The following is a 10,854-nucleotide window of genomic DNA, read 5'->3' as shown; positions in this document are numbered from 1 at the left end:
GGGTCAGCCTCCAGCCATCGCCGCCGCCAGCGTCCAGAACAGGAACAGCACCGAGGTCGCCGCCGCCCACGCGACGGCCTGCCAGGACAGTTCGCCGCAGCGGTGCGCCGCCGACAGCAGCCGCCGGAGCTCCACGTCGCGGATCCGGTCGTCCAGCGCGGCGGCCGACCCGAACGGCGTCCAGGGGACGCCGGGGTCGATGGGAGAGCCGGTCCGGCCGCGCACCTCGGCGAGCACCGACACCAGCGTCCGGCGCGACCGGACCGCGTACCCGGCCGAGATCGCGAACGACCCGGCCAGCACGGGCAGCAGCGCCAGCGCGGGGAGGCCGGGCATGCCGGCCGCCAGCCGGGACACCGTCCCGACCAGCACGAGGGCGAGGAACACCGCGGCGATGGCGGAGTCCCGGCCGCACAGCCGGACCAGCGTGCAGGCGTGTCCGAGAAGGTCCTCGGGCTTCTCCCTGTCCGGTCCGGGACGGAATGCGGTTACCAAGGTTCACCGTCCTCCCGCTTCGATCCTGATCTTCTCACGAGTCCTTTTCGCCCTCCCTGTGCCGAACGGCACGGTCCCGGGAAAGGCCGGGCGTGAAGCACTCGATGACCATGATGCGCTGGCACGACAGATATTTCCGTCCGTCAGCGCACGGTTCGGCTGCGTCTGGCGACTCATTTCCATCCGGTGGCCGGGGCGGCGGAGATCCCGGGCGCCGATGATGGAGGATGGGGCTTCGCACCACCGACGGGAGGACGCATGACCTACACGGGAAACGTCGAGACCGGCGGCCGTCCCGACGTCCGGGAGCTGCCAGGCCTGACGGTCACGAAGGTGGCGGTCGGTCCGTACGACAACAACGCCTACATCCTGCGCTGCACCGCGACCGGCGAGCAGTTGCTCATCGACGCGGCCAACGAGGCGTCCCGGCTGCTGGAGCTGATCGGGGACGGCCCCCTGGCCCGCATCGTCACCACGCACCGCCACCAGGACCACTGGATGGCGCTGAGCGAGGTGGCCCGCGCCACCGGCGCCCCCGTCGTCGCGCATTCCCGCGACGCCGAGCCGCTGCCCGAACCGGTCGCCGAGCCGGTCGAGCACGGCGACACCGTCCGGGTGGGACGCGCGGCCCTGGACGTCATCCATCTACGCGGCCACACGCCCGGCTCGATCGCGCTACTGTACGAAGCGGGCGGCGAACTGACGGACCGCCCGCACCTGTTCACCGGCGACAGCCTGTTCCCCGGCGGCGTCGGCAACACCTGGGGCGACCCGACCCGCTTCAAGCAACTGCTCTCCGACGTCGAGGAACGTGTCTTCGACCGTCTCCCGGACGCCACCTGGTTCTACCCGGGCCACGGCAAGGACTCGACATTGGGCCGCGAGCGTCCCGCGCTCCCCGAATGGCGGGCCCGCGGCTGGTGATCCCGGTTCCTCGGCCGGAACAAGCGGTGGTGGGTGTTCGTTGCTTCAACCACACTTCGGGCCGAGACCAGGAGACAGACAATCCACGAACTCCACGAGGTGGACCCGGGACCCTCCCTGCGCTACCCGGCGGGTTCCCTGGTACTCGTCGCCGGCCTTCCGGGGGCCGGCAAGAGCACACTGCTGAACCGCCTGTACGGGCTGGACGGTGACGAGACGGCGCCGGTGCCCGCCGGCGACGTCCGCGTGATCGACTCCGGTCAGTCCCGGAACTGGTGGGCGCGGGCCCTGCGCCCCCTGCCCGTCCGGGTGCGCACCCCGCTCGTCCACGCCACCCACGTGTGGCGGATCGGCCGCGCGATCCTCGCCGGGCACGGCGTCGTCGCGCACACCCGCGGCACCTGGCCGCACATCCTGCGCTGCTTCGCGTGGATGGCGCGCCACCGCGGCAACCACCTGCACCTGATCCTCATCGACGTCGACCCCGAGACGGCCCGCGCGGGCCAGTTCGCCCGCGGCCGCGTCGTCACGTCCGTCACGTTCGCCCGCCACTGCCGCCGCTGGCGTCCCCTCATCGACCGCGCCCGCGGCGGCGACCCCCTCCCGCCCGCCGCCGGGGTCACGATCCTCGACCGCGACGCCGCCGACAAGCTCCAGGCCATCCACTTCACCTGACCTCGCGTCAGGCGGCCTTGATGACGCCGCCGCCCCACTCGATCACCGGGAGACCCCGCGCACCGGGGCGGGCCGTGCGAGGACGGCGGTCGGGCCGGGAGGCGGGTTCCGGACGGCAGAAGCGATACGGCAGGTCAGCCGGGGAGGTATATAGGGTCGGAGGAAGATCCAGACCAGGAGAGGCGGCAGCATGGCGCAGCAGGTACGCGGGGTCATCGCACCGGGCAAGGGGCAGCCGGTGCGGATCGAGACGATCACCGTTCCGGACCCCGGGCCCGGCGAGGCGGTCGTCGACGTCCAGGCGTGCGGGGTGTGCCACACCGATCTCCACTACCGCGAGGGCGGGATCAACGACGAGTTCCCGTTCCTGCTCGGCCACGAGGCCGCCGGGGTGGTCGAGTCGGTGGGCGGCGGGGTGACGGAGGTCGCGCCGGGCGACTTCGTGATCCTGAACTGGCGGGCGGTGTGCGGCCAGTGCCGGGCCTGCCTGCGTGGACGCCCCTGGTACTGCTTCGACACGCACAACGCCGCGCAGAAGATGACCCTTGAGGACGGTACGGAGCTGTCGCCGGCGCTGGGCATCGGCGCGTTCGCCGACAAGACGCTGGTGGCGGCGGGGCAGTGCACGAAGGTCGACTCGGCGGCCAGGCCGGAGGTGGCGGGGCTGCTGGGGTGCGGCGTGATGGCCGGGCTCGGCGCGGCGATCAACACCGGCGGGGCCGGGCGGGGCGACTCGGTCGCGGTCATCGGCTGCGGCGGCGTCGGCGCGGCGGCGGTGCTCGGCGCTCGGCTGGCGGGCGCCGCGAAGATCATCGCGGTGGATCTGGACGCGCGGAAGCTGACCACGGCCTCCTCACTGGGTGCGACGCACACCGTGAACGCCAGGGACGAGGACGTCGTCGAGACGGTGCGGGAGCTGACCGGCGGGAACGGCGCGGACGTCGTCATCGACGCGGTCGGCCGCCCGGAGACCTACGAGCAGGCCTTCTACGCCCGGGACCTCGCCGGGACGGTCGTGCTGGTCGGGGTGCCGACCCCGGAGATGAAGCTGGAGCTGCCGCTTCTGGACGTGTTCGGGCGCGGCGGGTCGCTGAAGTCGTCGTGGTACGGCGACTGCCTGCCCTCCAGGGACTTCCCGATGCTCATCGACCTGTACCTGCAGGGGCGCCTCGACCTTGACGCGTTCGTGTCCGAGACGATCGAGCTGGACGGCGTCGAGGCCGCGTTCGAGAAGATGCACCACGGCGACGTGCTGCGCTCGGTGGTGATCCTCTGATGGCGGCGCGGATCGACCACATCGTCACGTCGGGGACGTTCTCGCTGGACGGCGGGACGTGGGACGTCGACAACAACGTCTGGATCGTCGGTGACGACGGTGAGGCGATCGTCATCGACGCCGCGCACGACGCCGGCGCGATCGCGGAGGCGCTCGGAGGGCGGCGGCTCGTGGCGATCGTGTCCACGCACGGCCACGACGACCACATCGACGCGGCTCCGGCGCTGAAGGCCCGCACCGGCGCGCCCGTGCTGCTGCACCCGGACGACCTGATGCTGTGGAAGCAGCGGCATCCGGACGCGAGTCCTGACGGCGACCTGTCCGACGGGCAGGTCATCACCGTCGCGGGCATCGGCCTGACCGTCCTGCACACGCCCGGCCACAGCCCCGGCGCGGTGTGCCTGTACGCGCCCGATCTCGGCACGGTGTTCTCCGGCGACACGCTGTTCAACGGCGGGCCGGGCGCGACGGGGCGGTCGTTCTCCGACTTCCCGACGATCATCACCTCGATCCGGGAGCGGCTGCTGACGCTGCCCATCGGCACCGAGGTCCGCACGGGGCACGGCGACTCCACCACGATCGGCGCGGAGGCCCCGCACCTGGACGAGTGGATCGCCCGCGGCCACTGACCTCAGGACGGGACGCGGTCGGCCGGGCGGGGTGAGGCGAGCCGGGTGGCCCGGGTGCGGCCGCGGAGGGTGACCTCCTCGCCGAGGGCCCAGTGCGCCGCCTCGTCCGGCCCGGCGCGGGCGACGAGGGAGCCGGCCGCCAGCACCCGCCCGTCGTGGGTCTTGGCGAGGTCGGTGAGGCGGGCGGCCTCGTTCACGGGGTCGCCGATGACGGTGTACTCGAAGCGTTCCTCGGCGCCGATGTGCCCGGCGACGGCCTCGCCGGCGGAGACGCCGACGGCCGCCCGCAGGCCGGGGACGTCGTCGCGCAGCCGGCGGGCCAGCTCGCGGGCGGCGGCGAGGGCGCGGTCGTGCGCGCCGTCCAGGTCGAGGGGCGCGCCGAAGATCGCCAGCGCGGCGTCGCCCTCGAACTTGTTGATCCAGCCGCCGTGCGCGCCGACCACCTCGACGACCACGGCGAAGAAGTCGTTCAGCAGCCGGACGACCTCGGCGGGCGGGCGGTCGGCGGCGAGCCGGGTGGAGCCGATGAGGTCCACGAAGATCACCGCGACCTCGCGGAGTTCGCCGCCGAGGTCGATGCCGCGTTCCACGGCGACGCGCGCGACGTCCTCGCCGACCTGGCGGCCGAACAGGTCCTGGAGCCGCTCGTGCTCGCGCAGCCCGGCGGCCATGTGGTTGAACCCGGCCTGCAGGAGGCCGACCTCGCTGGCGTCGTAGACGGGCACCTCGACGTCGAGGTCGCCGCGCTCGACCCTGGCGAGGCCGAGCCGCACCGACTCGACCGGGTCGGCGATGGCGCGGGCGGCGCCGTAGGTGACGCCGAGCCCGACGACGAGGGCGATGCCGCCGAGGGCGAGGACGGCCAGCGCGAAGTCCCGCACGGTGATCCTGGCGATGAGGAACGAGCCGACGGCCAGGGTGATCAGCCCGAGGATCGGGACGGCGGTGCCGAGCCCCCAGGCGAGGACCGACCGCGCGACGACGCCCGGCAGGCCGGTCCGGCGCGGCATCTCGCTGTGCAGCGCCGTGGTGACCGCGCGCCGGAGCAGCCGCTCGGTCAGCAGGTAGACGACGGTGCAGGTGGTGAGCCCGCCGAGCAGGCTGGTCAGGCCGAGCTTGACGGCGAGCAGCCCGGAGAACGGGGCGTTGATGACCACCCAGCCGACCGTTCCGATGCCCCACAGGGTCAGGTGCAGGGCCATCAGCCGCAGCGGCCCGTACAGCAGCAGGGAGCGTTCGTGCCTGCCGGGTTCGTCGTGCCGCTCGACCATGTGGCGGACGCGGCGGAAGAACCGTTCGCCGAGGACGAGTCCGACGGGCATCGCGGCGGCGACGTAGGCGGTGAAGACGATCAGGTTGATCAGCTGCAGCCGTTGGGAGATGTCGCCGACCGGGTCGGGGACGACGACGGCGAAGGCGAGCACGACCAGCGCGCCGACCAGGTTGGCGAGCCCGGTGGCGATCGTCACCAGGATCCGGGCGCGGCGCGCGATCTGCGCCCGCGTGTCGTCGGGGCCGCCGTCGATGAGCCGCCACAGGGGGCCGAGCAGGATCCGCCTGGACCGCGGGGCGGGCGCTGCCTTTTCGGTCTCCATGAGCGTGCAGATTATCCGGTCATATCACCCGTCTCGCCGTGCGCCCGGAATCCGGCCGGTCAGGTGCGGATGGGTTCGAGGAGGCGGTGCGGGGAGCGGAGGATCTCGCTGACCGGGTCGGTCCTGCGGCGGAGGCCGGGCCCGACGTGCGCTTCCAGGTCTTCCGGCGGGACGTGACGCCGGCATGCGGCGCACGTCCCGTCCGGTCCGATCCGGGTGCCGCAGGCGGTGTGGACGAAGAAGCGGGACGGTTCGGCGGACAGGTGGTCCTCGGCCCAGCGCGCGAGCAGGTGGAGGACGGGCCACAGCTCCTTGCCCATCTCCGTCAGGACGTAGTCGTGGCCGTCCTTGACGAGGACGCCGTTGTCGGCGAGCGTCTGGAGCCGCGCGGACAGCACCGCCCGCGGGATGTCCAGGTGGACGAGGAAGTCGCTGAACCGGCGGACACCGTAGAAGGCGTCGCGGACGATCAGCAGCGTCCAGCGCTCTCCGACGACTTCCAGGGCGCGGGCCAGCGAGCAGTCCTGCTCCGCGTAGTCCTTGCCGAGTGCCATGCACACCAGACTACCGCCCCCTTGGTTCATTGACCGAACCGTGTCGTGCTACCGTCGGCGCACTGAGTTCATTCAAGAAACCCACCAGATGGCCTCCCTGGAGACTGCATGACGACCGTGGCGACCTCCAGCACCGCGCGCCGCACGCCCGGTACCGCGGTCGCGCTGGCGGTCCCCGCCGCCGCGACACTGCTGGCCCTGATGAACTACACGGCGCCGATGGCGGCGCTGACCGACACGGCGCGCGGGCTGCACGCGGACCCGACGGCACAGATCTGGCTGATGAGCTCGATCAGCCTCGGCCTCGCGGCGGCGCTGCTGGCGGTCGGCAGCCTCGCCGACGACCACGGGCGGCGGCGCGTGTTCCTGATCGGCGCCGGGACGCTCGCCGCGTCCAGCGTCGCCTGTGCCGTGGCGCCCAACGCGGCGGTCTTCGTCGCCGGGCGGATCGTGCAGGGGGCGGCGAGCGCGGCGCTGCTGGCGACGGGGCTCGGGATCATCGCCGCCTCGTTCGGGCCGGGGCCGCGCCGGGCGCACGCCACCGGGGTCTGGGGGGCGATGCTCGGCCTCGGCGTCGCGGTCGGCCCGGTCGCCTCCGCCGGGCTGGCCGAGGCCGGCGACTGGCGGCTCTGGTACTGGGCGGCGGCGCTGGGGTCGGTGCTGCTCGGCGGGGCGGCGCTGCGGCTGCAGGAGTCCCGGGCGGAGCAGCCGCGCGGGCTGGACCTGCCCGGCCTGCTCACCATGTGCCTGGGCGTGGGAGCCCTGGTCACGGCGATCACGTGGGGACGGCTGGGCTGGACGCGTCCGGCGGTCACGGCGCTGTTCGCGGCGGCGGCCGTGCTGCTCGCGGCGTTCGCGGTGATCGAGACGCGGCGGCGGGAGCCGATGCTCGACCTCGGGCTGCTGCGGCGTCCCGCGTTCCTGCTGTCGATCTCGGGGGCGATGGTCACCGGGCTCGGGGTGATCGGGATCATGAGCTATCTGCCGACCATGATGACCCTGGTCATGGACATATCCCCGCTCGTGGCGGCGCTGGTCCTGGTGTTCTGGTCGGGGCTGTCGTTCCTCGCCTCGCTGCAGGCCCGCCGCCTGCCCGCCCGGTTCTCCGCCGGGCGGCTGCTCGGCGCCGGGCTCGCGCTCTGCGCCGCCGGGCAGTTCGCGATGCTGGGGATGGCCCCGCAGGATCACTGGGGGCGGCTCGTCCCCGGGCTGATCGTGGCCGGGCTGGGCGGCGGCCTCTCCAACGCGATGCTCGCCAGGCTGGCCGTGGACAGCGTCCCCGCCGACCGCGCGAGCATGGGGACGGGCGCCAACAACACCGCCCGCTATGTCGGCGCGTCGGTGGGCGTCGCGATCGTGGGCGCCATCGCCACCGGTTCGGGCACCGGCGTGTCCGAACTCGCCCACGGCACCAACGTCGCGATGTTCGTGTCCGCCGTGGTCGCGCTGGCCGGCGCCGTCCTCGCGGTCGCGATCCGCGTCAGGTGAGCTCCTCGATGAAGGCGGCCAGCTGGGTCAGGTTGCGGCATTCGTACATGGGGACGAGTTCGCCGTAGCGGGACGCGGCGGAGTCGCCGGTGTCCCATTGGCCGCGCGGCTCGGGATTGAGCCAGTAGGCGTGCCGGGCGCGTCCGGCCATGGAACGCAGCACCGGCAGGGACAGCTCGCCGTAGTTGGAGCGGGCGTCGCCGAGGATCAGCAGGGACGTCTTGGGCGTGATGGCGTCGCGGTACCGGTCGTCGAACACCTTGATGGCGTGGCCGTAGTTGGAGCGGCCGGTGATCCAGACGAGGTCGGCCTCGGCGGCCAGCCGGGCCATCGCGTCCGTGACGTCCGCGCCCGGCGCGAAGAACCGGGTGATCTCGTCGGTGGTGTCGATGAACGCGAACGCGCGGACCTTGCTGAACTGCTCCCGCAGCGCGAACGTCAGCAGCAGCGTGAAATGCGCGAACGCCGACACCGAGTCGCTGGCGTCGCAGAGCACGACCAGCTCGGGCTTGTGCGGGCGGCGCGGCCGGTGGTGGGTGGTGAGCGGCACTCCACCGCTGGCGAGGGACGCGCGGACCGTCCGGCGGAAGTCGAGCCGGCCGCGCCTGCCCTGCCGCTGCTTCTGCACCAGCCGGGACGCGAGCTTGCGCGCCAGCGGATGCACCTCGCGGCGCAGCGCCGCCAGCTCCGCGCGGTTCGCGGCGGAGAAGTCGAGCCGTTCCAGCGGCGGGCGGACGGCGATGCGGGCGGTGCGCTCGACGCCGGTGTCCTCGGCGATGCGGCGCCGCACCTCGCCCGCGACGAGGTCCTCGAACCGGGCGATGCGCTCGCGGAACGTCCGGCGGGCGACCCGCTCTGCCATGCCGCCGCGTTCCCGCCCGGCCAGCACGGCGTCGAGCAGCCGGGCCATGAGCGTCTCGGGCGACATGGCGCGCATGACGCCGAACGAGAACCACGACTCCTGCCCCGGCGTCTGGCCGTACTCGGCGACGGCGATGCGGGCGAACTGCCGCAGCGCGGCGTCGCCGCCGGACAGCAGGAGTTCCGCCAGCTCGCCGCGGCGGGCCTGCACCCGCGGGTCGAGCGCGGGCGGGACGGGGCGTCCGCCGTCGTCCAGCGTCCGGGCGGGACGGTCCGGGTCCGGACGCGCCCCCGCGCCGTCCCCGACCGCGGCGGGGAACCACAGGTCGAAGAGGGTGTCGAACGTCGGGCGGTGCTGGGGCCGCTTGACGAGCGTCGCCGCGTAGGCGGAGCGCAGCGACTCGCGGTCGAGCAGGTCGATGGCCTGCATGGCGCGGACCGCGTCCAGGCCCTCGGCGACCGACACCGGCATCCCGGCCCGCCGCAGCTCGGCGACGAACCCGGTGTGCCGGTCGATGAGGGAGGCCATATCCGAGATCCCGGGGGTCAGCCCCGCAGCCCCAGTTCCCTGGCGGCGCGTTCCTGGTCGGTGACGTGCTTGAGGACGACGCCGAGGGTGCGGGCGACGGCGGCCTCGTCCAGGTCGTCCAGGCCGAGGGCGAGCAGGGTGCGCGCCCAGTCGACGGTCTCGGCGATCGACGGGGCCTTCTTGATCTCCAGGTCGCGCAGCGTGCCGACGGTGCGGACGAGCTGCTCGGCCAGCTCCGCCTCGATCCCGGGCACCTGGGCGAGGACGATGTCGCGTTCCCGCTCGGGCGCCGGGTAGTTCAGGTGGAGGTAGAGGCAGCGGCGCTTGAGCGCCTCCGACAGCTCCCGCGCCGCGTTCGACGTGATCACCACGAACGGGCGGCGGACGGCGTCGACCGTTCCCAGCTCGGGGATCGTGACCTGGAAGTCCGACAGGACCTCCAGCAGCATGCCCTCCACCTCGACGTCGGCCTTGTCCGCCTCGTCGATCAGCAGGACGGTCGGGCCGGTGCGGCGGATCGCGGCCAGCAGCGGCCGCTCCAGCAGGAACTCTTCGGAGAAGATGTCCTCGTGGGTCTCCTGCCAGGCCCGGTCGGAGGGGGCGGCCTGGATCGCGAGGAGCTGCTTCTTGTAGTTGAACTCGTACAGCGCCCGCGCCTCGTCCAGACCCTCGTAGCACTGCAGCCGGATCAGCTCGGCGCCGGTCGCGGCGGCGACGGCCTTGGCCAGCTCGGTCTTGCCGACCCCGGCGGGGCCCTCGACGAGCAGCGGCTTGCCGAGCGCCTGCGCGAGGTACACGGTCGTGGCGATCGACTCGTCGGCGAGGTAGCGGACCCCGGCCAGCCTGCGGTCCACGTCGGCGGGGGACGCGAACGCCCCGTCCACGGTGTCGGTCATCCCCTGCCCCTCTGTGCGCCGCGCTTCTGCGCGGCCGCTTTCTTGTACGTCTGGTTGGTGCCGGCGAACACGAGCGATTTCCGGTCCTCGCCCAGGGAGACGCCCCAGTAGGACGCGGTCTTCGGGTCGCCGCCCTTCCAGGAGAAGCGGTACTTGCCGCCGCCCTCGGGGATGGCCGTCCCGCTCCAGAGCTTCTGCTTGTTCTTCACCCACACGCCGTCGCCGTCCGCGGTGAACTGGAAGTAGTCCCCCGCGGTGCCGACCCAGCGTCCGATGAGCGGTTTCATGTCGGAGGGCTTCACCACCGGGATCGGCGCGAGCGTGGTGGGCCGGGCGGACGAGGCCGTGCCCGCGGCCTCCCCCTCGCCGCCGCAGCCGGTGAGGGCCAGCGCGGCGGCGGCCGCGCAGGCGGCGAGGGCGGTGACTCTCACGAGGACCTCCGGGGCGATCTGGGGTGAAGCGGCAGTTTACCGGCGGGTCCGTCCTCGTCCCCGCCGGAACCTGCGGTGAGACCTGCGGGGTACAGCGTGGTTGGCACCGGCGGGTGAGGCGGGCTCGGCGCGCCGTTGCCTATAACCGAACCATGACGACCCCACGGCTTCCCCGCGAGGACCTCACGGCGGCGATGGCGGCCCGGCGCGAGCTGGGGCCCGACTACGACGACGCCTTCATCGAGACGGTCGTCGACCGCATCCAGGAGACCCTCGACGCCCGCACCGCCGCGCCGCCCCGGCCCCGGCTGCGTCCGGCGCCGGAACCGGGGCACGGCGGCCATGATCACAGCCTGGCCATGGCGGTGCTGTCGCTGCTGGCCGCGATCCCGCTGACCGCGATCGCGGTCCTCAACGCCGGTCTCCCGGGCCTGTTCCTGGCCATCGCCGGGATCGTCCTCGTGAACGTCACCTACACCTTCCGTCCGCGCCGCTGAGGCC

At 73.2% G+C, this 10,854-nt stretch carries 12 protein-coding genes; 6 read left to right on the top strand and 6 right to left on the bottom strand.

Translation table 11 applies throughout. The features are described from left to right. Positions 1–3: 3 nt before the first annotated feature. Positions 4–495, bottom strand: a complete 492-nt coding sequence (locus ACTWPP_RS34800) for a hypothetical protein (RefSeq protein WP_443108657.1) — start codon at positions 493–495, stop codon at positions 4–6. Between the two features lie 258 nt (positions 496–753). On the opposite strand from ACTWPP_RS34800, the gene ACTWPP_RS34795 reads away from it, so the two are divergent. From ACTWPP_RS34795 to ACTWPP_RS34780, 4 genes are all read left to right on the top strand, one after another. Continuing rightward, a complete protein-coding gene (locus ACTWPP_RS34795; protein ID WP_443108656.1) occupies positions 754–1,419 on the top strand; it encodes an MBL fold metallo-hydrolase in 666 nt (221 codons plus the stop codon). 99 nt (positions 1,420–1,518) lie between these two features. After that, positions 1,519–2,094: an ATP-binding protein gene (locus ACTWPP_RS34790; RefSeq protein WP_443108655.1), complete on the top strand. Its 576-nt coding sequence runs from the start codon at positions 1,519–1,521 to the stop codon at positions 2,092–2,094. Between the two features lie 190 nt (positions 2,095–2,284). After that, entirely contained in the window at positions 2,285–3,370 is a 1,086-nt protein-coding gene (locus tag ACTWPP_RS34785; protein WP_443108654.1) for an S-(hydroxymethyl)mycothiol dehydrogenase, read from the top strand. Then, positions 3,370–3,999, top strand: coding sequence for an MBL fold metallo-hydrolase (locus ACTWPP_RS34780; RefSeq protein WP_443108653.1), 630 nt, complete (start codon positions 3,370–3,372; stop codon positions 3,997–3,999). Before ACTWPP_RS34785 ends, ACTWPP_RS34780 begins: the two co-directional genes overlap by 1 nt. Positions 4,000–4,001: 2 nt before the next feature. On the opposite strand, the gene ACTWPP_RS34775 is transcribed toward ACTWPP_RS34780, so the two are convergent. Together ACTWPP_RS34775 and ACTWPP_RS34770 are read right to left on the bottom strand one after the other, a co-directional pair. Further along, positions 4,002–5,594 (bottom strand): adenylate/guanylate cyclase domain-containing protein, encoded by a 1,593-nt coding sequence (locus tag ACTWPP_RS34775; RefSeq protein ID WP_443108652.1) that lies wholly within the window; start codon positions 5,592–5,594, stop codon positions 4,002–4,004. A 59-nt stretch (positions 5,595–5,653) separates the two neighbouring features. After that, entirely contained in the window at positions 5,654–6,148 is a 495-nt protein-coding gene (locus ACTWPP_RS34770) for a winged helix-turn-helix transcriptional regulator (protein WP_443108651.1), read from the bottom strand. A gap of 108 nt (positions 6,149–6,256) precedes the next feature. Between ACTWPP_RS34770 and ACTWPP_RS34765 the strand changes: the two genes are divergently transcribed. Further along, positions 6,257–7,636 (top strand): MFS transporter, encoded by a 1,380-nt coding sequence (locus ACTWPP_RS34765; RefSeq protein ID WP_443108650.1) that lies wholly within the window; start codon positions 6,257–6,259, stop codon positions 7,634–7,636. Here the strand turns inward: ACTWPP_RS34765 and ACTWPP_RS34760 are convergent. Genes ACTWPP_RS34760 through ACTWPP_RS34750 form a run of 3 tightly spaced genes read right to left on the bottom strand, consistent with a single transcriptional unit; the run spans position 7,629 to position 10,353 of the window. Beyond that, positions 7,629–9,026, bottom strand: a complete 1,398-nt coding sequence (locus ACTWPP_RS34760) for a vWA domain-containing protein (RefSeq protein WP_443108649.1) — start codon at positions 9,024–9,026, stop codon at positions 7,629–7,631. The two genes, ACTWPP_RS34765 and ACTWPP_RS34760, sit on opposite strands and share 8 nt — an antisense overlap. 17 nt (positions 9,027–9,043) lie before the next feature. Next, a complete protein-coding gene (locus tag ACTWPP_RS34755) occupies positions 9,044–9,922 on the bottom strand; it encodes an AAA family ATPase (RefSeq protein WP_443108648.1) in 879 nt (292 codons plus the stop codon). After that, positions 9,919–10,353 carry a hypothetical protein gene (locus tag ACTWPP_RS34750; protein WP_443108647.1) on the bottom strand — a complete coding sequence of 145 codons (435 nt, stop codon included), beginning with the start codon at positions 10,351–10,353 and terminating at the stop codon, positions 9,919–9,921. The genes ACTWPP_RS34755 and ACTWPP_RS34750 overlap by 4 nt, the downstream gene beginning before the upstream one ends. A 152-nt stretch (positions 10,354–10,505) precedes the next feature. On the opposite strand from ACTWPP_RS34750, the gene ACTWPP_RS34745 reads away from it, so the two are divergent. After that, a complete protein-coding gene (locus ACTWPP_RS34745; RefSeq protein WP_443108646.1) occupies positions 10,506–10,850 on the top strand; it encodes a hypothetical protein in 345 nt (114 codons plus the stop codon). The last annotated feature ends 4 nt before the right edge of the window (positions 10,851–10,854 follow it).

The sequence above is a fragment of the Actinomadura sp. 3N407 genome, assembly GCF_052245875.1.
Lineage (GTDB): Bacteria > Actinomycetota > Actinomycetes > Streptosporangiales > Streptosporangiaceae > Spirillospora.
Note: the sequence above shows the minus strand (reverse complement) of the source record. Positions and strands in the feature narration are given on the sequence as shown.

Excerpts from the sequence above, each read along its gene's own strand:
- ACTWPP_RS34755 (WP_443108648.1), bottom strand. The coding sequence starts at position 9,922 with ATGACCGACACCGTGGACGGGGCGTTCGCGTCCCCCGCCGACGTGGAC.
- ACTWPP_RS34765 (WP_443108650.1), top strand. The coding sequence starts at position 6,257 with ATGACGACCGTGGCGACCTCCAGCACCGCGCGCCGCACGCCCGGTACC.
- ACTWPP_RS34745 (WP_443108646.1), top strand. The coding sequence starts at position 10,506 with ATGACGACCCCACGGCTTCCCCGCGAGGACCTCACGGCGGCGATGGCG.
- ACTWPP_RS34795 (WP_443108656.1), top strand. The coding sequence starts at position 754 with ATGACCTACACGGGAAACGTCGAGACCGGCGGCCGTCCCGACGTCCGG.
- ACTWPP_RS34780 (WP_443108653.1), top strand. The coding sequence starts at position 3,370 with ATGGCGGCGCGGATCGACCACATCGTCACGTCGGGGACGTTCTCGCTG.
- ACTWPP_RS34775 (WP_443108652.1), bottom strand. The coding sequence starts at position 5,594 with ATGGAGACCGAAAAGGCAGCGCCCGCCCCGCGGTCCAGGCGGATCCTG.
- ACTWPP_RS34760 (WP_443108649.1), bottom strand. The coding sequence starts at position 9,026 with ATGGCCTCCCTCATCGACCGGCACACCGGGTTCGTCGCCGAGCTGCGG.
- ACTWPP_RS34770 (WP_443108651.1), bottom strand. The coding sequence starts at position 6,148 with ATGGCACTCGGCAAGGACTACGCGGAGCAGGACTGCTCGCTGGCCCGC.
- ACTWPP_RS34785 (WP_443108654.1), top strand. The coding sequence starts at position 2,285 with ATGGCGCAGCAGGTACGCGGGGTCATCGCACCGGGCAAGGGGCAGCCG.